The organism is Bradyrhizobium sp. CCGUVB23, assembly GCF_024199885.1.
GTDB lineage: Bacteria > Pseudomonadota > Alphaproteobacteria > Rhizobiales > Xanthobacteraceae > Bradyrhizobium.
Genome location: NZ_JANADQ010000001.1, coordinates 4,990,597 through 5,013,622, shown reverse-complemented (window position 1 = coordinate 5,013,622; position 23,026 = coordinate 4,990,597). Strand labels below are relative to the sequence as shown.

Annotated in this window: 19 protein-coding genes; 1 reads left to right on the top strand and 18 read right to left on the bottom strand. The window is 62.1% G+C overall.

All coding sequences use genetic code 11. The annotated features are described in order from the left end of the window. Positions 1-2: 2 nt before the first annotated feature. From NLN62_RS23145 to NLN62_RS23080, 14 genes are all read right to left on the bottom strand, one after another. Positions 3-1,016 carry a branched-chain amino acid ABC transporter permease gene (locus tag NLN62_RS23145; protein ID WP_254110328.1) on the bottom strand — a complete coding sequence of 338 codons (1,014 nt, stop codon included), beginning with the start codon at positions 1,014-1,016 and terminating at the stop codon, positions 3-5. Between the two features lie 2 nt (positions 1,017-1,018). Beyond that, positions 1,019-1,897 (bottom strand): branched-chain amino acid ABC transporter permease, encoded by an 879-nt coding sequence (locus NLN62_RS23140; RefSeq protein WP_027521301.1) that lies wholly within the window; start codon positions 1,895-1,897, stop codon positions 1,019-1,021. Between the two features lie 13 nt (positions 1,898-1,910). Continuing rightward, positions 1,911-2,624 carry an ABC transporter ATP-binding protein gene (locus tag NLN62_RS23135; protein ID WP_254109166.1) on the bottom strand — a complete coding sequence of 238 codons (714 nt, stop codon included), beginning with the start codon at positions 2,622-2,624 and terminating at the stop codon, positions 1,911-1,913. Next, on the bottom strand, positions 2,621-3,400 hold the full coding sequence (locus NLN62_RS23130) for an ABC transporter ATP-binding protein (RefSeq protein ID WP_371933017.1): 780 nt from the start codon (positions 3,398-3,400) through the stop codon (positions 2,621-2,623). The genes NLN62_RS23135 and NLN62_RS23130 overlap by 4 nt, the downstream gene beginning before the upstream one ends. A 54-nt stretch (positions 3,401-3,454) precedes the next feature. Continuing rightward, a complete protein-coding gene (locus tag NLN62_RS23125; RefSeq protein WP_254110326.1) occupies positions 3,455-4,450 on the bottom strand; it encodes a nitronate monooxygenase family protein in 996 nt (331 codons plus the stop codon). Beyond that, positions 4,447-5,610, bottom strand: coding sequence for an acetyl-CoA C-acetyltransferase (locus tag NLN62_RS23120; RefSeq protein ID WP_254110325.1), 1,164 nt, complete (start codon positions 5,608-5,610; stop codon positions 4,447-4,449). The genes NLN62_RS23125 and NLN62_RS23120 overlap by 4 nt, the downstream gene beginning before the upstream one ends. Before the next feature lie 13 nt (positions 5,611-5,623). Then, complete coding sequence (locus NLN62_RS23115; protein WP_256575946.1) at positions 5,624-6,400, bottom strand: enoyl-CoA hydratase/isomerase family protein; 777 nt, start codon at positions 6,398-6,400, stop codon at positions 5,624-5,626. Next, complete coding sequence (locus NLN62_RS23110) at positions 6,397-7,377, bottom strand: phosphotransferase family protein (RefSeq protein ID WP_371933132.1); 981 nt, start codon at positions 7,375-7,377, stop codon at positions 6,397-6,399. Before NLN62_RS23110 ends, NLN62_RS23115 begins: the two co-directional genes overlap by 4 nt. Positions 7,378-7,460: 83 nt before the next feature. Further along, entirely contained in the window at positions 7,461-8,636 is a 1,176-nt protein-coding gene (locus tag NLN62_RS23105; RefSeq protein ID WP_254110322.1) for an acyl-CoA dehydrogenase family protein, read from the bottom strand. Further along, on the bottom strand, positions 8,633-9,259 hold the full coding sequence (locus NLN62_RS23100) for an SDR family NAD(P)-dependent oxidoreductase (RefSeq protein WP_254110321.1): 627 nt from the start codon (positions 9,257-9,259) through the stop codon (positions 8,633-8,635). The genes NLN62_RS23105 and NLN62_RS23100 overlap by 4 nt, the downstream gene beginning before the upstream one ends. Before the next feature lie 24 nt (positions 9,260-9,283). Continuing rightward, positions 9,284-10,489, bottom strand: coding sequence for an acetyl-CoA C-acyltransferase (locus NLN62_RS23095; RefSeq protein WP_254110320.1), 1,206 nt, complete (start codon positions 10,487-10,489; stop codon positions 9,284-9,286). A 4-nt stretch (positions 10,490-10,493) separates the two neighbouring features. Continuing rightward, on the bottom strand, positions 10,494-10,754 hold the full coding sequence (locus tag NLN62_RS23090; RefSeq protein WP_254110319.1) for a hypothetical protein: 261 nt from the start codon (positions 10,752-10,754) through the stop codon (positions 10,494-10,496). A gap of 17 nt (positions 10,755-10,771) precedes the next feature. Beyond that, positions 10,772-11,923: an acyl-CoA dehydrogenase family protein gene (locus NLN62_RS23085; RefSeq protein WP_254110318.1), complete on the bottom strand. Its 1,152-nt coding sequence runs from the start codon at positions 11,921-11,923 to the stop codon at positions 10,772-10,774. Positions 11,924-12,758: 835 nt separating this feature from the next. After that, complete coding sequence (locus NLN62_RS23080; protein WP_254110317.1) at positions 12,759-13,433, bottom strand: TetR/AcrR family transcriptional regulator; 675 nt, start codon at positions 13,431-13,433, stop codon at positions 12,759-12,761. Between the two features lie 273 nt (positions 13,434-13,706). On the opposite strand from NLN62_RS23080, the gene NLN62_RS23075 reads away from it, so the two are divergent. Continuing rightward, positions 13,707-15,248, top strand: coding sequence for an acyl-CoA synthetase (locus NLN62_RS23075; protein WP_254110316.1), 1,542 nt, complete (start codon positions 13,707-13,709; stop codon positions 15,246-15,248). A gap of 453 nt (positions 15,249-15,701) precedes the next feature. Here NLN62_RS23075 and scpA read toward each other — a convergent pair whose 3' ends face one another. From scpA to NLN62_RS23055, 4 genes are read right to left on the bottom strand one after another with little or no spacing between them, the layout of a single operon-like run. Continuing rightward, positions 15,702-17,855, bottom strand: coding sequence for a methylmalonyl-CoA mutase (gene scpA, locus NLN62_RS23070; RefSeq protein ID WP_254110315.1), 2,154 nt, complete (start codon positions 17,853-17,855; stop codon positions 15,702-15,704). Positions 17,856-17,902: 47 nt separating this feature from the next. After that, positions 17,903-19,789, bottom strand: coding sequence for a methylmalonyl-CoA mutase family protein (locus NLN62_RS23065; RefSeq protein ID WP_371933016.1), 1,887 nt, complete (start codon positions 19,787-19,789; stop codon positions 17,903-17,905). A 60-nt stretch (positions 19,790-19,849) separates the two neighbouring features. Further along, complete coding sequence (locus NLN62_RS23060; RefSeq protein ID WP_254110313.1) at positions 19,850-20,959, bottom strand: CaiB/BaiF CoA-transferase family protein; 1,110 nt, start codon at positions 20,957-20,959, stop codon at positions 19,850-19,852. Between the two features lie 51 nt (positions 20,960-21,010). Further along, positions 21,011-23,026 (bottom strand): acetyl/propionyl/methylcrotonyl-CoA carboxylase subunit alpha, encoded by a 2,016-nt coding sequence (locus tag NLN62_RS23055; protein WP_254108931.1) that lies wholly within the window; start codon positions 23,024-23,026, stop codon positions 21,011-21,013.

Genomic DNA, 23,026 nt, shown 5'->3' with positions numbered 1-23,026 from the left:
TTCTATTTTAGTTTGGCGATCCGGCCTTGGCTTAGGATTGCGACCTGTCTTGCGCCATGCGGCACCAGGAAGATGACGAGGAATAGCAGCACGCCGAAGACCGCGCCGGAGAGGCCCTTGGAAATGCTTTCCGCCATGTTCGGCACGAAGATGATGAAGGCTGCGCCGACGAACGAGCCGGGCAACCAGCCGACGCCGCCGACGACCATGCCGAGGAACAGCGAGATCGCGAGCGTGATGTTGTAGCTGTCGGGCGCGACGAACTGCACGGCGATGGCGCTGAGGCCGCCGGCGACGCCGGTGATGCCGGCGGAGACGCCGAAGGCCAGCGTCTTGTACAGCGCGACATTGACGCCCATCGATGAGGCCGCGATCTCGTTGTCGCGGATCGCCATGAAGGCGCGGCCCGAGCGGGAGCGCAACAGGTTCACCGAGAAGACGTAGATCGTGAGCGTGACGACGAGCGTGAAGTAATAGAGCCACATGTCCTGCGACATCTTCAGTCCGAACGGTGCGTCCGGCTTGGTGACGACGAGTCCCTGGACGCCGCCGGTCCAGTGCTCGAGGAAGTTCAGCTTCAGAAGCTGCGGCATGGCGGTGGCGAGCGCAAACGTCGCGAGCGCCAGATAGACGCCGGAGAGCCGCAGCGCCGGCTGGCCGAACAGGAAGCCGAAGCCGAAGCAGATCACGCCGGCGACCGGCAGCGTGAGCGCATAGTTGACGTTGAACTGCTCCATCAGCACCGCGGTAACATAAGCGCCGACGGCGTAGAACGCGCTCTGGCCGAGCGAGAACTGGCCGCTCCCGCCGGTGAGAATGTTCAGCGCCAGCACTGCGAGCCCGTAGATCAGCAGCATCGTCAACTGGAAGATGATGAAGTTCTTGGCGAACAGCGGAACGATCAGGAGCACTGCGAGCACCACCAGCGAGGTGGTCGTGCTCAGCGTCATGGCCCGCTTCGGAACGGCCTCGACCGCCTCGTGGCCTTCGGCAACGACTTCTTCTGCTGCGCTCATGATCAAACTCGCTTGACGATGTGCCGGCCGAACAGGCCAGCGGGTTTGACGACCAGGACGGAAATGATCAGCGCGAGCGCGATCGGGAGCTTCAGCTCATTGCCGACGCCGGGGATGTAGGTGCCGGCGAGGTTCTCGAAGATGCCGACCAGGAAGCCGCCGACCACCGCGCCGAACGGGCTCGACAGGCCGCCGAGCACGGCCGCGGCAAAGCCGTAGATCAGGACGCCGCCCATCATGTTGGGCTCGAGAAATACCACCGGGGCGATCAGCATGCCGGCGATCGCGCCGATCGCCGATGCCATGCCCCAGCCGAGCGCGATCATCCAGCTCGTGTTGATGCCGACGAGCCGCGCCGATTCAGGCAGCGAGGCAGCTGCCCGCATCGCGAGGCCGATTCGAGTGTACTGGAAGAAGAAGAACAGGCCAACCAGCAGCAGCAAGGTGACGCCGATCATGCCGGCCTGGTGGGTCGAGATGAGCTGGCTGCCGAGGAACGGCGAGGAGCCGAACGGGGTCGGATATTGCTTGATGGTGAAGTCCCAGATCAGGCCGGCCGAGGAGTTGATGATGGCAAACAGCGCGATGAAGCCGGCGACGTTGGTCAGGATCGGCGCCTTGGCGAGCGGCTTGAACAGGATGCGCTCGATCGCGATGCCGCCGACGAAAGCGAACGCCAGCGTGATCACGAAGGCGGCCCAATAGGGCACACCCCATTGCATCAGCTGCCAGGAGATGAAGGTCGCGAACATCGCCATCTCGCCCTGCGCGAAGTTGAGATGGTCGATCGCCTGGTAGATCATGACCACTGCGAGCGCCATGCAGGCATAGATCGCGCCGGTCGCAATCCCGGCCAGGACCTGGTTGGTGAAAAGCTCCATCGTCCCGGCTCCCTCAGTAACCCAGATAGGATTTGCGGATGTCCTCGTTGTTCGCGATGTCCTTGGCGTTACCCGACATCACGATGCGGCCGGTCTCGATCACGTAGGCCTGGTCGGCGAGCTCGAGCGCGAGCTGGGCGTTCTGCTCGACCACCAGGATCGTGACCTTGTCTTCGCGGTTGATCTTGCCGAGGATCTTGAAAAGGTCGCGTACGACCAGCGGCGCAAGTCCGAAGGACGGCTCGTCCAGCAGCATCAGGCGCGGCCGCAGCATCAGCGCACGGGCAACCGCGAGCATCTGCTGCTCGCCGCCCGAGAGCGTGCCGGCCTGCTGGGTGTGCCGCTGCTTGAGGACCGGGAAATGCGCATACATGCGCTCGATGTCGGTGACGATGCCGGCATTGTCCTTGCGGGTGATGGCTCCGAGTTGAAGATTTTCCTCCACCGTCATGTTGGTGAAGGTGCCGCGGCCCTGCGGCACATGCGCGATGCCGAAGCGCACGATGTTCTCGGTCGAGCGGCTGGCGAGCGGCTTGCCGTCGAACTCGATCGCACCGGTGGAACGCACCATGTTGCAGATCGCGCGCAGCGTCGTGGTCTTGCCCGCGCCGTTGGCCCCCAAGAGCGTGGTCAGCGAGCCCTCGTTGAGCGAAAAGGACAGGCCGTGAAGGGCCTGCACCTGGCCGTAATAGGCGCGCAGGTCCTTGACGTTGAGCAGCATCGTCATTGGTCCTTGCTCCCGAGATAGGCCTTGATGACGTCGGGATCCGCCTGCACCTGGGCGGGCGTGCCTTCCGCGAGCTTCTTACCGAAATTCAGCGCAACGACGTGGTCGGCGATCGACATCACGAGGCCCATATGGTGCTCGACCAGCAGCACCGTCATGTGGCGCTCATCCCGGATTTTGCGGATGAGGTCGCCGAGCACGTAGACCTCTTCGTGGTTCAGGCCGCCGGCAGGTTCGTCGAGCAGCAGGATCTTCGGATCGGCCGCGAGCGCCCGCGCCAGCTCGACGCGCTTCTGCGTGCCGAAGGGCAGGCCGGAGACGACGGTGTGGGCGACGTCCTCGAGGTCGAGATAGGTGAGGATCTCGTGCACCTTCTTGTTCACGCTGCTTTCGCTGCGGCGAATCCAGGCGAGGCGAAGCGAGTCGCTGATGATGTCGGAGGAGGTGCGCGCGTGCGTGCCGACGCGGACATTGTCCATCACCGAGAGGTTCGGAAACAGCGCCACGTTCTGGAAGGTGCGGCCGATGCCGATCTCGGCGATCCGGTGCGGCGGGCGCGTCAAAATGCTCGCGCCTTCCATCAGGATGTCGCCGGACGACGGCTGGTAGAGGCGGGACAGGCAATTGAAGAGCGTGGTCTTGCCGGCGCCGTTGGGGCCGATCAATCCGAGGATCTGTCCCTTGTGCATGTCAAAGGACACGCCGTTGAGTGCGACGATGCCGCCGAAGGCGACCGTCACGCCACGAATCGAGAGCAGAACCCCCTGATCCTTCATTTGCCTCACTTGAATCATACGCTTCCCCACAACGCCGGTGCACCAGCACTCTCTTCAGACCGGGAGCCCCTCAGACTTCAGCAATCCAGCGAGCCGGCCACGAATCGTAACCTTGGCGTCAGCAACGATCCGCTCGATCAGGCGCTGGCACGTGGGGACGTCGTGAATGAGCCCCTGCACTTGCCCTGCCCAGATCAACCCCGCGTCAAGGTCACCGGTCTCGAGCGCAACACGTCCCTTCGCCCCCGAGACCAACGGCCGGACATCATCGAATGCGGCCTCAGGCACGCTCGATATCTCAACGACCTTGTCGGACACGCTGTTCTTGGCGACCCGGCCCGTATTCCGAAACTTACGGAAGATAAGGTTCGTTGCGCGCTCGTCGTTCTGAACCAGAAACTGCTTCACTGCTTCGTGTATCGGAGCCTCAACAGTGGCGCAGAAACGCGTGCCCATATTGATTCCGTCAGCCCCAAGAGCCAGGGCAGCGGCAAGCCCACGGCCATCACCGAAGCCACCGCTCGCCAGCATTGGGACGGAAATCTTGTCCGCCGCAGCGGGGATCAACACGAGTCCAGGTACGTCATCCTCACCGGGATGGCCGGCGCACTCAAAGCCATCGATCGACACGACGTCGACGCCCATCTTCTCGGCGGATAAGGCGTGTCGAACCGACGTGCATTTGTGAATGACGATGATGCCGTGGGACTTGAACTCCTCCACATGCTCTTGAGGCCGAGCTCCTGCCGTCTCAACCACCTTGATCCCGCTTTCGATGATGGCCCTTCGATAGTCGGCGTAAGGAGGCGGTGTCACCGAGGGAAGTATCGTCAGGTTGACCCCGAAAGGCTTATTGGTCATCGATCGGCAGCGATCGATCTCTCTCCGCAGATCGTCCGGGGTCGGCTGCGTCAAGGCCGTGATGATACCCAGCCCGCCGGCGTTGGAGACCGCGCTGGCGAGCTCCGCACGCCCGACCCACATCATGCCGCCCTGCATGACCGGGTGGCTGATACCGACGAGCTCCGTAAAGCGGGTTTGGAAGGTCATCCCAAAGCCTCAACGATGGTCACGTTGGCGATGCCGCCACCCTCACACATCGTCTGAAGGCCATATCGCTTGCCCCGAGCCTTGAGAGCGTGAACCAGGGTTGAAAGGAGCTTCGTACCAGATGCGCCGAGAGGGTGACCGAGCGCAATCGCGCCACCGTTGACATTCAACTTGGCAGGATCCGCCTCTACTGCCTGAAGCCATGCCAGGGGCACCGGCGCGAAGGCCTCGTTGACCTCATAGAGATCGATATCGCCGATCTTCATTCCGGCCTTAGCAAGAGCCCGACGAGTGGCGTTGATCGGCTCCTCGAGCATGATGACGGGGTCACCGGCGGTCACCGTCAGGCCGACGATGCGGGCGACCGGCTTCAAATTGTGCTCTTTGAGAGCCTTTTCGCTGACGACCAGTGCTGCGGAGGCGCCGTCGCAGATTTGGCTTGCATTGGCGGCGCTGACGACACCGCCCTCCTTCAAAAGTTTCACCGAGCCGATCGACTCGAGCGAAGCATCGAAGCGAATTCCCTCGTCCACCGTGTGCTCTCCGCCCTCGATCTTGAGCGGAACGATCTCGTTCTGGAAGGCTCCGGATTTCGTGGCATCTGCGGCGCGACGATGACTTTCGAGAGCGAACCGATCCAAGGTCAGTCGATCAAACCCGTACTTCTTTGCGATCATTTCGGCGCCCTCAAACTGGCTGAAGGATTCCACGCCGAACCGCTTCTGAATGCGGTCGCTGATTGGACCGGTCCCAATGCCTTCTTTCTGGTGCAAAGAAAGGTTCGAGAACATCGGCACGCGGGTCATACTCTCCGCGCCAGCGGCTATCACGACATCTTGGGTACCGGACATCACTGCTTGGGCAGCGAACTGCACTGCCTGTTGTGAGCTCCCACATTGCCGATCGATCGTCACGGCCGGAACGGATCCGGGGAGCTTGGAGGCAAGCACCGCATTCCGTCCGAAGGCGAACGCCTGTTCGCCGGCCTGCGTCACGCAGCCCAGGATCACGTCGTCGACGGCGGCAGGATCAAGCCCCGAGCGGTCCACGACCGCGTTGAGCGTTTCCGCCGCCAGATTGGCGGGATGCCAGCCGGCCAGCTTGCCGTTGCGCCTGCCACCTGCCGTTCGTACCGCTTCGACGATATAAGCTTCGGCCATGGAACAATCCCTTTCATCCGTTTGAATTTCGACGAGCGACGAAGGCCGCTACGCGACGACGTGATTCTTCAGAGTTACCCAGCGCGGCAATGCTCCGCATCTCGCGCTCGAGTTGCATCTCCAGTGTGCTATCGTAACTTTCGAGCAGGAGACGCCGGACCGCACCGAGCGCTGCCACCGGCTCAGCTGCGAGCTTCGCAGCGAGTTCGGCGCCGGAGGCAAGCAGCTGCTCGCCATCGACGATGCGCGTGACGATACCAATTCGCTCTGCCTCGTCGCTCAGCACGCGACGGTTAGACAGGATGATCTCCTGAGCTCGCCTGAGACCAACCACCCGCGGCAGCAGCCAGCTCATTCCTCCGTCCGGGCTCAGGCCCAAGGCCGTATAGGCCGGGCTGAAGTGGGCAGAGCGGGCTGCCAACGCGAAGTCGCCGATCATCGCAAGGCTCATGCCGGCTCCGGCTGCGGGGCCGTTCACGAGCGTGATCAGCGGCTTTCTCATGTGCATAAGACGCATGATTGCCGCGTGCAGTGTTTCCGCCAAATCCTCCAGGAAGGCCGAGACGTCGGCGCCGGCTGCGGAAAAAGCGCTGACGTCCCCGCCCCCGCAAAAGAGCTTGCCGCGCCCGGTCAGAACAACGCACCGGATATCATCATCGTCGTCGCAACGTTCGGCGGCCTCTAGAAGAGCGCGAGCCATGGCGCGATCGATTGTGTTGCCGTGGTCCGGGCGCGACAGGGTCACGGTCGCGATCTTCTCGGCAGAGGAGAACTCGATAGGGGCGCTCATGCGAGGTTCTCCAGCGCACGGACAGCCAACGCAGCCAGTTCTGGAAAGGTCTTGCCGCGCTCGATAGCCTGCGTCGAGGAGGCGGTACCGCGCAGCGCGCGACCAGCAATGCCGTGCATGATCGCCGCAAGGCGGAAGAAATTGAACGCGACGTAGAAGTGCCAGTCCGGGATAGCTTCGCGTCCGGTCGCTCGGCAATACCTCTTGATGTATTCCGCTTCGTTTGGAATGTTGAGGTCCGCCAGATCGGCGCCGGCAAGGCCGGCGACGATATGAGGAGGCATGCGATACATCATCGCGTGATAGGCAAAGTCCGCCAGCGGATGTCCGAGGGTCGAAAGCTCCCAATCGAGTACAGCGATGACTCGAGGCTCTCGGGGATGAAAGATGAGATTGTCGCAGCGAAAGTCGCCATGGACGATTGCGACCTCCTCACCTTGAGGAATTCGTTCCGGGAGCGCTTTGACGAGGCGGTCCATGTTGGCGTCGCGCCCGGCCTCAGGATCTTCCTGATACTGGCGCGACCAGCGACTGATCTGCCGCGCGAAGTAGCTGCCCGGCTTTCCGTAATCGCTCAAGCCAATCGAAGTCGGATCAATGGAGTGCAGTTGCGCGATGACGTCGCACATGGCGAAGAAGTACGAAGGACGCTCTTCTCGGCTCACGCCTGAGAAGGTTGCGTCCCAGAAGATCCGGCCTTCGACGAGCTGCATCACATAGAATTCGCTCCCGATAACGGACTTGTCGGCGCAATACCCGTAGATGCGCGCCACTGGAAACCCAACTTGCGACAGCGCGCCCTGTACGCGTGCCTCGCGATCGACTGCGTGCGCGCCGGATACCAGCAAACCCGGCGGTTTCCGCCGGAGCACGTAGACGCCGTCTGCCGACTGAAGACGGTAGGTCGGGTTCGACTGACCTCCCTTGAATTTCGAGACGCTGAGAGGCCCTCGAAATCCGTCGACGTTGGCCGTCATCCATCGCGACAAGGCGTCCTCGTCGAGACGATAGCCCTCGGAGGGCTCAGTCAGTCCGGAATTCGCCGCTTCGTCGAGAGCGCTCACGGGTTTGCCTTCTGCCAGTCGCGCTTGATCTTCTTTGCAAGCGACCATTTGTGCACCTCGGTGGGACCGTCATAGATTCGAAACGCGCGAACCTCACGGAAGACCTGCTCCACGATGGTTTCGTTGGTGACACCCGATCCACCCATCACCTGCACGCAGCGATCGGCCACCCGCATGAGCGCCTCGCTAACCGCAACTTTGGCCATCGAGCTCTCGTTCGTACCGAGCGATCCCGTATCGAGAACGCTCGCGCACCAGGAGATCATCAGCTCGGCCTGTTTGAGGTCGATGAGGTTGTCGGCAAGCATGAAGCCAACCCCCTCATGATCGATCAGCGTCTTCCCGAAGGCCTGTCGGCGGTTGGCGTACTTGGTCGCGATCTCGTTGGCGCGAACGCAGGCGCCCAGCCACCGCATACAGTGCGACAACCTGGCCGGCGACAGGCGGATTTGCGCGTATTTGAAGCCCTCGCCCGGGTGTCCGAGCATTTGATCGGCGGGGACGCGCAGATTTCGGATGGTCACAACAGCATGGCCCCCCGGCATCGAGCTGTCGATCGTGTTCGGCACATGGTCGATGGTGATCGCTGGATCTGGCAAATCGACGAGGAACATGCACGCGCCCTCCTCGGCCTTTGCCATAACGATGCCGACCTTGGCTCCGCGAGCTCCCGTGATGAAGGCCTTGCGTCCATTCACGACCCACTGGTTGCCGTCCGGACGACAGGTCGTCGTCATCATCGATGGGTCCGATCCCGCTCCCCCCTCCTCAGCCGGTTCGGTCATGAAGAACGCGGACCGCGCGCGTCCCTCGACGAGCGGCTTCAGAAAACGCTCCTTGATCTCGGGCGAGCCGATCTTGCCGAGAAGGTACATGTTGCCCTCATCGGGAGCAGCCGTGTTGCATGCGAGCGGCCCAAGCGGCGATAGACCCGTCTTTGCCAGGACAATCGCGGTTTCACCTTGCGAGAGATGCGAACCATCAGCCAGGATGTGCGGGGTCAATACGCCTGCCGCCCGCGCCAATTCACGCAGTTCGGTGACCAACTCGTCCTTTGGACAGTCATGATGATCACGGCGAGGATCGCGCTCGAACGGGACCACGACATCCCGAACGAAGCGCTCGACGCGATCGGCGATCTCCTGAGTACGCTCCGCGCCGATCCCGCTCATTTCGGTGCCATCCGGATTGCGCCGTCGAGGCGGATCGTTTCGCCGTTGAGCATTGGATTGGCGATGATGGATTCGACCATCTGAGCAAATTCGGATGGATGTCCAAGCCGGCTCGGAAAGGGTACTTGCGTGCCCAACGATTTTTGCGCCTCTTCGGGAAGCGACATCAGCAGGGGGGTCAGGAAGATACCAGGTGCGATCGTCATGACCCGGATGCCGTAACGCGCGAATTCACGTGCGAGAGGCAGAGTCATGCCGACGATGCCGCCCTTGGATGCCGAATAGGCGGCTTGGCCGATCTGGCCATCGAATGCGGCGACGCTCGCGGTATTGACGATGACGCCTCGCTCCTCCTCGACCGAATCGGCCACATGAAGGCGCGCGGCGAACTTCGACAGGATGTTGAAGCTGCCAATCAAATTGATGTTGATCGTTCTGGCGAAGTCTCGCAGCGGTAGCGCCTTGCCGTCTCGGCCGATAGCCTTGGCGTGCGCCTCCCCCAACTCGGAGTTGAGATCCAAGATCGTCACTTTGGCGCCGGCTGCCGCTAAACGCTCGGCCGCGGCGCCCCCGAGACCGGATGCGCCGCCCGTGACGATCGCGGCTGTTCCCTTGATGTGCATGCTTATCTTTCCTGTCTTCGACGTTTAAACTTCGACTGCCATCGCGGTCGCTTCGCCGCCGCCGATGCAAAGGCTGGCCACGCCTCGCTTGAGACCGCGCGCCTTAAGCGCAGCGAGCAAGGTGACAATGATGCGCGCGCCGCTGGCGCCGATGGGATGGCCGAGGGCGGTCGCACCGCCATTGACATTGAGTTTCTCGGCCGGAATATCGAGTTCGCGTGCGGTGATCATCGCCACCACGGCAAACGCCTCATTGATCTCGTAGAGATCGACGTCCGCGGCCGACCACCCGGCCTTCGCGAGCACCTTCTGGATTGCGGGCACCGGGGCGGTTGTGAACAGAGCCGGCGCATGGGCGTGAGCAGCATGCGCCCGGATCGTCGCGGCGATCGGGAGCCCCAATCTCTCGGCGATGCTTCGGCGGGTCATCACCAGGGCGGCAGCTCCATCGGAAATGGACGACGCGTTGGCAGGAGTGATCGTGCCATCAGGAGCAAACGCCGGCTTCAGGAGAGGAATCTTCTCCGGCTTCGCCTTTCTAGGCTGCTCGTCGATATCAACGACCGATCCAGCCTTTGCCGCCGGCAGGGCCACTATCTCGTCAGCGAATGCTCCGCGTGAAATTGCGGCCTTGGCTCTGTCCAAGGACCGCAGTGCGTACGCGTCCTGAGCACTGCGGCTGAAGTGAAATTCGCGCGCGGCATCTTCCGCAAAGGCACCCATGGCCTTGCCGGGGGCGTACGCATCCTCCAGTCCGTCCATCATCATCGTGTCGACGATGCGGTCATGCCCGATGCGTGCGCCGCCGCGATGTTTGGGTAGCGCATACGGCGCGTTCGTCATGCTTTCCATCCCGCCCGCGACGACGACATCGGCGGAGCCCACCGCAATTGCGTCGTGAGCCAAGATCGCGGCCTGCATCCCCGAGCCGCACATTTTGTTGACCGTTGTTGCTTGGACGCTGAGCGGCAATTCCGCTCCTAATGCGACCTGTCGAGCGGGAGCCTGACCAAGGGCCGCGGGCAGCACGCATCCCATGATGACTTGATTGATGTCTTCGGCTGCCAAGCCGGCCCGCTCGACAGCCGCTTTCGCTGCCGCAGCTCCGAGCTCGGTAGCCTTGAAACGAGCGAGCGAACCTTGAAACGACCCGATGGGCGTACGTGCGTAACTCGCGATGATAATTGGATCAGACATAGAGAACCTTTCGCTGGCCTCGAAATTGGGCATGCCCCTACCTTCCAAGCAGCAACACTATTGTGGCCAACAAGGCCGCCACGCCCAGGGAAGGGACAATGATCCAGAAGGTCTCATCCCCCATGTCGAGCCAGGCGATATGCCATTGCAACGTCGCTTCGCCCTCATTTCGAGTCGTATCGGAAGAGACGCGCGACTTAGGTGCGCGCCGGCCGGAATGTCCGCTTTGATTCATCAGCGACAATGCTCCAATGGAACAGAAGGTTTGTGCCGAGCCGCTGCGAGCCGATTTCCGCATTGTTGTGAGTCCACGCCCTACTCACGCGCTGCCGCAACGCGCGTAAGTTCGCGCGCGATAACCATTCGCTGGATATCCGACGTGCCTTCGTAGATCTGACAGACCCGGACATCTCGATAGATCTTTGCCACGGCGAAATCCTCTAAATAGCCGTACCCGCCGAATGTCTGGAGCGCGCCGGAAACTACCGCCTCCGCCGTTTCGGAAGCGACGAGCTTGGCCATGGATGCTTCCTTGAGACAGGGAAGAGCAGCGTCCTTCATCGCAGCGGCGTGCAACACGAGTTGATGGGCGGCCTCCAATCTTGCGGCGAGATCCGCAAGACGAAACCCGACGGCCTGATGCGAGATGATTGGAGCTCCGAAACTCTTGCGTTCGCCGGCGTACGTAACCGCCGCGTCGAGAGCGGCGCGTGCCATTCCCACACATTGAGCCGCAATGCCGATGCGGCCGACCTCAAGATTGGAGAGCGCGATGGAGTAGCCCGCGCCTTCCGGACCAAGCCGCATTCCTTCTTCGACGAAAACGTCATCGAACCGAAGGGCACAAGTGTCGGACGCCGCCTGCCCCAGCTTGCGTTCGATCCTCTCGACGCTGTACCCAGGGCTGTCGGTACGAACCAGAAAGGCTGAAATCCCGCGCTTGCCCGCAGCAGGATCGGTTACGGCGAAGACAATCGCAAGCCCGGCAGTTCGCCCCGACGAAATGAACTGCTTCGCTCCGTTTAGCTTGTAGCCATTGCCCGCGCGAACGGCGCGCGTCCTCAACGCGGAAGCATCCGAGCCCGCCTCCGCCTCTGTCAGCGCGAATGCGCCGATCATTCGCCCCGAGATCAGCAAGGGCAGAAATTTCGCTTGCTGCGTCGGCGTACCGTCCTTCAACAAGCCTGATACGATCAGACTGTTTTGAATGCTCAATATCGTGGACAGCGCGCCATCAGCTGCCGCGATTTCCATGAGTGAAGCCGCATAGGAAACGTAGTCCGCGCCAGCTCCGCCGACAGCCTCGGGAGCAGTCATTCCCATCAGACCAAGGCTCGCGAGCTCCTCAAATAGTTCCGACGGGTACCCATTGGCGTATTCGTACTCGCGGGCGCGGGGAGCAATTCGCTCCTGGGCAAACTTGCGCACCTCGTCGCGGATGGCGGCTTGAGTTTCATTCAGGATCATGACGAAGCTCCCATCGAATATCCGCCAATGACGGGTACACGACGAACGAGCGCGAACGCGCCAGGAACGAGGGAGAGAAGCAACGAAACAGCTGATTTCATTGAGCTTTGCGCCGATTTAATCGGCTCCCTCCCCTGTCGAAATCCCGCGCTTCTGGATCGGCGCCTAAAAGTGATATTGACGTCATATTACTGATCACTCGTTCCGTCAAGGCTTCGCGCTAAGGCTGCGAGCCAATCACGTGGCACTTTGGGATGATGAGCGCTCGACCGCTTGCTCGCGGTCCCTGAGCGGCGTCCACAACGAAGCGCAAAGCACCTCTTTGGCAGCGGCACGCGCAGTCGCATCGATGGCTGGTCGCGGTCCACCGAATAAGGTGATGCAGCGATCAAAGACCGCAGGATGTTAGGGCGAGAAAGCAAGACAAACCGATTGAACCCAGGCGCAGCGGTGAGCTGGCGACTGGATCAATCGATGGCGATAGGCTGCCGGCTACGGAAGTTGACGTACAACCCGAAATTTCGGTTAGGCCGCCTCAATCGCGCATGGCTCTCGTGGATGGCTCGATTGTCAGGCGGAGGGCAACTAACTTACTACCGTCGAAAACTTCCAGGGAAGAATCGCAGATCGGACAGCGGTACTCGCCTTTTTCGCCCGGCTGTGACGATAGTTCGAGACGACGAAAACCAGCGCCGCACTCAGAACAAACGACGTCGCTCTTTTTCATGTCACGCTGGTCTCACACTGAGATCTCATAATTTTTCAAGCGCCGACTGGGGCCAAGCAGGGCAATTGCGACGTGCCGCCGGAAGCCGGAGTAGATAGGCGCGTCGCCTTAGTTCGGAGCGACGGGCTCTTCTTTTCCCGTGCCAAACACGCCTCGGTACCAGATCTTCGCGCAATGCGAGCCTATGTGCTCAATCTCGGCATCGCTTGGGTCTTTCGAGGCGAGATCAAGTTTCATGTAGGACACCTGCTCCATCGTAGCGCCCAGCACTTCGGCAGCCATCTCGGGATCGAGTTCGCGGCTTAGCTCGCCCAGTCCTTGAAGCCGCGTCAGCCAAGTCGAGGTGCGCCTTACGAAGCGGCTACGTTCCGTGACATAGAGCGACAGAAATGTTGCTTTCTCACCGCGAGCTGCCGCCTCCCGCATGACGCGCAACAGGCTGCGGTGCCGCGCATAGATCTTGAGATAGGCGACCGTATTCTCAACGAACTCTGCTTCGGTTGCCTTCAACGAGCGGCCAATCCTGCGCTTACTTGCGACGTAGATCTCATCAACCAGTGGCTTCAACACGGCCAACAGAATTTCGTCCTTGTTCCGGAAGTGCCGATAGAAGTTGCCGTAAGACGTCCGAGCAATCTTGACGATGTCCTCGACCCGAGTGGCCTCGTATCCTTTGCGCGCGAATACACGTGCCGAGGCGTTGAGGAGGCGCTGACGCATCGCCGCCCCCTTCGCCGTGGCAGGGGCTAGGGGCTCCAAAGCAGAATCATCGGTCTCCAGCATTTGCCATCCATAGCATCGCGGTCCCTTGACCACCAGCTCGCAATCGGTAATGTGACATCAATATCAGTTCTTATTCAAGCTCGAACTTCAAGCAAATCAAGGGCGGGAGACGCGAAAGGCGTTGCCTGGCTTACCGACGTAGCCAGTGAAATGCCGCTGCAAGGGCGGGCTGACCTCGGGCGACCAGCTCGATGATCACGAACCTCGCCAGGCAATTGCGCTCGAAATCCAACTCCGTACCTTCCTCGGAAGGGCGGCATCCAGGGAGTGATTATGTATCCGGGGACCCATGCACTTACAAATCCGGACCGCCCTGCCCTCATCATGACAGCAACCGGTGAGGTTGTGACCTATGCCGAATTGGAGGATCGGTCACGGCGAGTCGCAAATTGGCTCTTCGACGCGGGGTTGCGGCCTGGCGATGTCGTGGGCGTACTGTCCGACAACAGCTCTTGGATCTTCGATATCTACTGGGCCACTCAGCGTTCGGGTCTGTATCTGATGCCGATAAACTATCGGTTGAGTTCTGATGAAGTCGACTACATGCTCGCCAACTCCGGCGCTGCCGCGCTGTTCGTGGGGCGCGGCGGAGTCGAGACAGCCTCAAGACTTGGTACACACGACCAGCTCAAGTGTCGCGTCAGTCTCGAAGGGCATCTGCCTGGTTACGAGCCATACCAGCATCTACTGAAAACCGCGCGCGCCACCATGCCATATCTCCAACCTCGTGGCGCCGACATGCTGTATTCTTCCGGCACAACCGGCAGACCCAAAGGCGTAAAACACGCGCTGCCGGAGCGGCAAGTTTCCGATCCAGGCGATACGATGGTGCAGATGTTCTCGTCGAACTTCGGTTTCGACGAGACGACTATCTACTTGTCTCCTGCGCCTCTCTATCATGCAGCACCACTCCGAACCTGTGCCACCGTCCAAGCGCTAGGGGGTACCGCGCTGGTCATGGACAAGTTCGACGCCGAGGCGGCTCTCGCCGCCATCCAAGACTACAAAGTGACCCACAGTCAGTGGGTTCCGACCATGTTCGTCAGGATGCTCAAACTGCCTGAATCCGTCCGGGCTCGATACGACGTCACCAGTTTGCGGGTTGCCATTCACGCTGCCGCACCGTGTCCCGTTGAAGTCAAACGAGAGATGATGACGTGGTGGGGTCCGGTATTGTGGGAGTACTACTCCGCCACCGAAATGAACGGGATGACCGTGATTGGGCCGGAGGAGTGGCTCAGAAAGCCCGGCTCAGTCGGTCGCGCTGTCCTTGGGAGGATTCATATCTGCGACGAGAATGGCAGCGAAGTCCGAGCCGGTCAGACAGGCGTCATCTATTTCGAACGCGACGGGATTCCGTTTGTCTACCACGACGAGCCGGAGAAGACACGAGCCGCGCAACATCCTGCGCATCCGTATTGGACGACGGTCGGCGATATCGGACACGTCGATGCGGACGGCTATCTGTTCTTGACCGACCGCAAGGCATTCATGATCATCTCCGGTGGGGTCAACATCTACCCTCAAGAGATCGAGAACATCCTGGTCGTTCATCCTGCTATCGCAGACGTAGCCGTTATCGGTATTCCCGATCCTGAAATGGGCGAACAGGTGAAAGCCATAGTGCAACTCATACCTGGCATCGAAAGCAACGACAAATTGGCGCAAGAGATCATCGCCTTCGTGAAGGCTCGGCTTGCCGGCTACAAGGCGCCCAGGAGCATCGACTTCGTGCGTGAAGTCCCGCGTTCACAGACGGGCAAGCTTATGAAGCAGGAGTTGCGCAAGCGATATTGGCCCGAGAAGACGGGCTGACAACCGCTGAGACGGCAACCGAGGCGTAACGCGCGACGGCAGCGCGCGAGCGACAAATCATAGGCTGCACGGACGGCGGGCAAGCTCGACGTGCGTGCCGGCAGGTCGCGCGTTCTGTGGCGTGGCAGGCGACCGGCCCCGCCCGTCTCAGCATCTTCGGTGGCCGACTCTGCCCTTCGCAGGATTAGGTTTGGCTTTTGCCAACTCGTTGCGTTGGAGGCACAGTTCTTCGATTTTCGCCAGCATTCTTTCCACAATTGCCTCCGACGAATCGACGCGTATCCCAGCGCGTCGGAGACGGGCGATCTCTCTGCGATGACGCCCAACCTGAAGGCGCGTGCGATCTATCTCGTGACGGATCCATTCAAGAGTCGGCATGATGAGTATTCTTCTGCTCAGAACCGGTAGATCGAAGCGAAACCTCAATGTAGCGGCGGTTTGGGAGCTAGGCCGCTATGCCGCCTCGTTATGTCCAAGCCGCACGTTGAGCTTGTGGATCAGCTCCTCGGCAGCATCGGCGATCACGGTGCCGGGTGGGAAGATCGCTTCCGCACCTGCTGCATAGAGTGCGTCGTAGTCCTGCGGTGGGACCACGCCGCCGACGATGATCATGATGTCCTCGCGGCCGTGCTTCTTCAGCGCCGCCTTCAATTCCGGCACTGCAGTGAGGTGGGCCGCGGCGAGCGAGGAGACGCCGAGGATGTGCACGTCGTTCTCGACCGCCTGGCGCGCGGCTTCATCGGCGGTCGCAAACAGCGGCCCGATGTCGACGTCGAAGCCGATATCGGCAAAGGCCGACGCGATCACCTTCTGGCCGCGGTCGTGGCCATCCTGGCCGATCTTGGCGACGAGAATGCGCGGACGGCGGCCTTCCGCCTCCTCGAAGGCGTCGATCAGCGCCTGCACCTTTTCAACCTGGCTGCCCATGGCGGACGCCTCCCGCTTGTAGACGCCGGTGATGGACTTGATCTCGGCGCGGTGGCGGCCGAACACCTTTTCCATCGCGTCGGAAATTTCGCCGACCGTTGCTTTCGCGCGCGCCGCGTCGATCGCGAGCGCGAGCAGATTGCCGTTGCCTTCGCTCGCCGAGCGCGTCAACGCAGCGAGCGCGGCTTCGACGTCCTTCTGGTTGCGCTCGGACTTGAGCCGCGTCAGCTTGTCGATCTGCAGGCGGCGGACATTGGTGTTGTCCACTTTAAGGATCTCGATCGGCGCTTCGTCTGACGGCTTGTACTTGTTGACGCCGATCACCGCCTGCTTGCCCGCATCAATCCGGGCCTGTGTCTTGGCGGACGCCTCCTCGATGCGCAGTTTCGGCACGCCGGCTTCGATGGCCTTGGCCATGCCTCCGAGCTCCTCGACCTCCTGGATATGGCCCCAGGCCTTAGCGGCGAGATCGCGCGTCAGCCGCTCGACATAATAGGAGCCGCCCCAGGAGTCGATGATGCGCGTGGTGCCGCTCTCCTGCTGCAGGAAGAGCTGGGTGTTGCGGGCGATGCGCGCGGAAAAGTCGGTCGGCAGCGCGAGCGCTTCGTCGAGCGCATTGGTGTGCAGCGACTGGGTGTGGCCTTGTGTCGCCGCCATCGCCTCCACCGTCGTTCGCATCACGTTGTTGAAGACGTCCTGCGCGGTCAGCGACCAGCCGGAGGTCTGGCAATGGGTACGCAGCGAGAGCGAACGCGGATCCCTGGGATTGAACGGCTTGAGCAGCTTCGCCCAGAGCAGGCGCGCGGCGCGCATCTTGGCGACTTCCATGAAGAAGTTCATGCCGATCGCCCAGAAGAACGACAGGCGCGGTGCGAAGCGGTCGACGTCGAGCCCGGCAGCAAGGCCCGCACGCAGATATTCGACGCCGTCGGCGAGCGTATAGGCAAGCTCGAGGTCCTGCGTCGCGCCGGCCTCCTGCATGTGATAGCCGGAGATCGAGATCGAATTGTATTTCGGCATCCGCTGTGAGGTGAAAGCAAAGATGTCGCTGATGATCCGCATCGAAGGCGCTGGCGGATAGATATAAGTGTTGCGCACCATGAACTCTTTCAGAATGTCATTCTGAATGGTGCCCGAGAGCTTTTCCGGCGCTACGCCCTGTTCGCCCGCGGCGGCGACGTAGAGCGCGAGAATCGGCAGCACGGCGCCGTTCATGGTCATCGACACGCTCATTTGGTCGAGCGGGATGCCCGCAAACAGCGTGCGCATGTCGTAGATCGAATCGATGGCAACGCCGGCCATGCCGACATCGCCGGCGACACGCGGATGATCGCTGTCATAGCCGCGATGGGTCGCGAGGTCGAAGGCGACAGAGAGGCCCTTCTGTCCGGCGGCGAGATTGCGGCGGTAGAAGGCGTTGGAGTCTTCCGCCGTGGAGAAGCCGGCATATTGCCTGACAGTCCAGGGCTGATTGACATACATGGTCGGGTAGGGGCCGCGCAGGTATGGCGCGACGCCGGGAAAGGTTTCGAGGAAATCGAGACCGGCGAGATCGGCTTCGCCGTAAGTACTCTTCACCGGAATGCCCTCGGGGGTGAGCCAGGGCTCGGCGTGGCCGGCGGGTGCGGGGCTTGCGGCCTTCTCGAACGCGACATCACCGAAATTGGGAATGCGGGTCATCGTTTCGTCCATCTCGCCGTTGAGCGCGCGAGGCGCTTAATCATGTCTTATACCTGTTCAGTCCGCTGATAGACGTCCTGCAGTGTTGCGAGCGCATCGGCGCCGGCAAAGATGAAGCCGGCGACGCCGGCGGCACGCAGTGCCGTCTCCGCCTCGGCTGGGCGGCCAGCCAGATAGGTGTGTCGGCCGCCGGCCGCTTGCAGGGCCTTAGCTGCGGCTTCCGCCTGGTCGCCATAGACGTTGTCACTGGAACAGAGGCAGGCGATCGCGGCGCCCGAAGCCTTGAATGCAGCGGCGAGCTTCGCCGGATCGGTAAAGCCATCGCTGTCGACAGCCAGAATGCCGCCCGCCTCGAAGAAGCTCTTGGCAAAGGTCACGCGCGCCGTGAAATCAGCGGGCGAGCCGAGATTGGCGAGGAACACTTTTGGCCGCGCCCCGCGCGCCTCCAAGATCGCATCCGATTTGTCGCGGAGCGCCTCGAACGGTGCTGCGAGCCTGATCGGGGCAAGCGCCTCGAATTTGTGTTTCCCGCCGCCATCGGGCGAAAGCGCGACCGGCCTCGCGGACAGTACCACCGTTTTGCTTTCATGCAGGTTCGGAAATTCGCTCGCGCCGGTCAGCACGTCGCGCCGTTTTGCAATATTGGCCTCGCGCGCCTTGCGCGTCGCCGCGACCTTGCTCTGGAACAGGCCCTGCTGAAGCGCAGCGAACGCGCCGCCGGCCTTCTCGATCTCCTGGAACAGCGCCCAGGCCGCGTCGCACAGCTCAGATGTCAGCCCCTCGATACCACCCGCGCCCGCTGCGGGATCGCTGACCTTTGCGAGGTTGCTTTCTTCGAGCAGCAGGAGCTGCGTGTTGCGCGCCACGCGCCGCGCGAATGCATCGGGCAGGCCGAGCGCCAGCGTGTGCGGCAGCACCGTGATCGCATTGGCGCCGGCGAGCCCGGCCGCGAACGTCGCCATGGTCGCGCGCAGCATGTTCACATAGGGGTCGCGCTGCGTCAGCATGCGCCAAGCGGTGTCGGCAGCAATGAACAGCGGCTTCGGCGTCAAGCCGCATGCCTGCTCGATGCGTGCCCATAACAGCCGGAGCGCGCGGAATTTGGCCATGGTCAGGAACTGGTCGGCGTCGGCGGAAAACCGCGCATAGACCATGCCCTGCGCCTGCTCCAGCGAGACGCCGGCGTCCTCGATGGCGCGCAAATAGGCGACGCCGCAGGCGAGCACGAAGGCGAGCTCCTGCACCTCCGAGCCGCCGGCATCATGCACCACGCGGCCGTCGGTCGAGGCGAAGGGCCCCTTGAAGCCGAGCCCCGCCAGTCCCTTGATCCCGCTTGCCACCGCAGGCTTGATCTCGTCCCAGGTATAAGGGCTGTGACCCCATACCGCACAGGCTGCGAGCGGATCGAGGCCGAAGCGGATGTTGCAGGCCGCAGGATCGATCCCCTTCGTCTTGACGTATTCGGCGACTTGGATCGCCGCCATACGCGACTGCGGGCCGACCTGCAGCTCGATGGCGATGCCCGCGTCGGGGTGAACATCCTTCAAGACTTTCGCGACCGCCTCGGCCGTCGGTTCCAGGCCAAAGCCATGGCTGCCATTGCCGCCCGCGAACACCAGCGCGAGACCCGTGGCGCCGTTCTCGAGATCGGTGAGCGCCTGCGCGTTGGCGACGCCGGCGTCGGGATGATCGATCCGTTGCATGATCTGCCACGGCGCAGCCGGCGGTCGCCCCATCACCGGAGCCTTGTCCTTGGCGCGCTGATAGAGTGGCTCGATCTTGAGACCATCGTAGGACTTGCCGACGAGCTTCTCGAACGGCGCGCCCTTGAGCACGCCGTCGACCAGCTTGCGCCAATCTTCAAGCTGCGCCTTGGGAAAATCCGCCGCCAGCGGCAAGTCATCCGGCGTCACGGTCTGAGCCCCCTTGCACATCGGCGCAAAATTGCGGCTCGGGTCTGCACGGCATCGACAATCCCCCCTACGAAAATTGACCTACTGGCGATTCTTCCAGGAGCCCATGACCGCCGCGAGCGGCAGTTCTTCTGGGTCGCGGGCCATTGAGGGGGTCCTCGAGAACCGCGGCGCCGGAGCAGGCTGTAGAACCCCATGGCGCGTAAGGAAGACCTCCCGCGAAACCATGTGCTCGTGGCGTGAGGCTTCCGTCATCGTCAAGACCGGAGCGAAGCAAATGTCGGTCCCTTCCATGATCTTGCACCACTCTTCGCGTGTCTTGCTCTTGAAAATTGCTGCAAGTCTTTGCTTCTGCTTTGGCCAGGCTGCGCGGTCCATCTGAGCATCGAAGTCAGGATCAAGCAGGCCTGCATGCTGTCGCAACAGCGCGTAGAATTGCGGCTCAATGGATCCAATCGAAACAAAGTTGCCGCAAGCGCATTCGAAGACACCGTAGAAATGCGCACCTCCGTCCAGCATGTTTTGCTCGCGGCCTTCCACCCAGTCCCCCGTAGCGCTCATATCGAAGAACATGGTCATCAACGAAGCTGCTCCGTCGCACATCGCTGCGTCCACGACTTGCCCCCTCCCCGACTTCTTCGCTTCCATCAGCGCTGCAAGAACTCCGACGATGAGATAGAGGGCACCTCCGCCGAAATCACCGACCAGATTGAGTGGCGGGATCGGCCTTTCGCGTATCCCGATTGCGGCGAGCGCGCCCGTGATCGAGATGTAGTTGATGTCGTGACCCGCTGCGTTGGCGAGGGGACCATGTTGACCCCAACCGGTCATCCGCCCGTACACAATTCGAGGATTGCGGTTGAGAATAACGTCGGGACCGAGCCCTAGGCGCTCCATCACGCCCGGACGGAAGCCCTCGATCAGGGCGTCCGCCGTACCGAGAAGCTCGATGACATCGCCTTTGCTCTTGTCATCCTTCAGGTCGACATTGACCGACTTGCGACCACGCGCCGCAATGCCCTTCAAGTTCCTGGCAGCACCGACACGGTCGAGGGTCACGACCTCGGCGCCCATGTCTGCCAGCATCATGCAAGCGAAGGGGCCGGGACCGATGCCGGCGAATTCTACGATACGAACGCCGGCAAGTGGGCCGTTTGCTCCGACCATCTGCGAGCCCGAAGCAGCTACCATGTTGCATCTCCCGTCAGTTTTTTTGATCGTCGATGGCTCGTAGACAATGCGCTATCCGAACTCCAGGATCAGCGCGTCCACTGCAAGCGTGGCGCCAGCGTTGGCGTGGATCTTCTTGACCGTGCCGTCCCGCTCCGCCCGCAGCACGTTCTGCATCTTCATGGCTTCGACCACGGCCAGCGTCTCGCCAGCCTTGACCTCCTGCCCTTCGGTCACGGCGATCGATACGATCAGGCCGGGCATCGGGCACAACAACTTCTTGCCGGTGTCGGAGGCCGTCGTCACCGGCATCAGCCGCGCGGACGCAGCTTCCGCCTCCGTCCAGACACAGACCGGCACCTCGACGCCCTGATGCGCCAGGCGAATGCCGTTGGCGATCGGGCGGGCCTGCACGGCGACGAAATGGCCATCGATGGTGCCCTGCCAGACCGGATCACCCGGCTTCCATGCGGATTGCAGCAGATGCGCATTGCCGGCCTTGCCCTTGGCATCGACGAAGCGCACCGCGATCGCCTCACCCTCGCGCGCGACCTCGAGCAGTATCTCCTGGCGGTCGAGCCAGACCGCACGGCGGCGCTCGCGCTGCACGATACGGCCGCCCATCTGGCCGGAGATCTGCCGCTTGCGCTCACCGAGCACGTGATCAATGGCAGCGCCAACCGCGGCGATGCGGCGCGCGACCTCGCCTTCGGGCACACGCACCGCAAAACCCTTGGGGAATTCCTCGGCGATGAAGCCGGTCGACAGATTGCCCTCGCGCCAGCGCGGATGATGCATCAGCGCCGACAGGAACGGAATGTTGTGACGGATGCCATCGACATAGAACGAATCCAGCGCAGTCGCCTGCGCCTCGATCGCAGCCGCGCGCGACGGCGCGTGCGTGACGAGTTTTGCGATCATTGGATCGTAATGGATCGAGATCTCGCCACCTTCCTGTACGCCGGTGTCGTTGCGCACGGTGATGCCGTCCTTGCTCACTTCCGCCGGCGGGCGATACTTCACCAGCCGCCCGATCGAAGGCAGGAAGTTGCGGAACGGGTCTTCGGCATAAAGGCGCGATTCCACGGCCCAGCCGGTCAGCGTGACGTCCTTCTGCGTAAGCGCGAGCTTTTCGCCCGCGGCCACGCGGATCATCTGCTCGACGAGGTCGACGCCGGTGACGAGCTCGGTGACGGGATGCTCGACCTGGAGACGCGTGTTCATCTCCAGGAAGTAGAAGCTCTTGTCCTGCCCTGCGACGAACTCGACGGTGCCGGCGGAATCGTAATTCACGGCCTTGGCGAGCGCGACCGCCTGCTCGCCCATCTTGCGGCGGGTGGCTTCGTCGAGCAGCGGCGACGGCGCCTCCTCGATGACCTTCTGGTTGCGGCGCTGGATCGAGCATTCGCGCTCGCCGAGATAGATAACGTTGCCGTGCTTGTCGCCCAGCACCTGGATCTCGATGTGGCGGGGATCGACGATGAACTTTTCGACGAAGACGCGGTCGTCGCCGAACGAGGCTTTCGCCTCGGCCTTGGCGAGGTTGAAGCCTTCCGCGACCTCGGCCTTGGAATGGGCGATGCGCATCCCCTTGCCGCCGCCGCCGGCCGAGGCCTTGATCATCACGGGGTAGCCGATCTCGTCGGCGATCTTCACCGCGTGCTTGTCGTCCTCGATCACGCCGAGATGGCCCGGCACGGTCGAGACCTTGGCTTTCGCAGCCGCCTTCTTGGATTCGATCTTGTCACCCATCGCCGCGATCGCGCCCGGGTTCGGGCCGATAAAGACGATGCCAGCGGCTTCCAGCGCGCGCGGAAACGCCTCGCGCTCGGACAGGAAGCCGTAACCGGGATGCACGGCCTCGGCGCCGGTCTTGCGGCAGGCCTCGACGATCTTCTCGATCACCAGATAGCTCTCGGCCGCGGCAGGCGGCCCGATCAGCACGGCCTCATCGGCCATCTCGACATGGAGGGCGTCGCGGTCGGCCTCGGAATAGACCGCAACCGTCTGAATTCCCATCTTGCGGGCGGTCTTGATGACCCGGCAAGCGATTTCGCCGCGATTGGCGATCAGAATTTTTTTGAACAC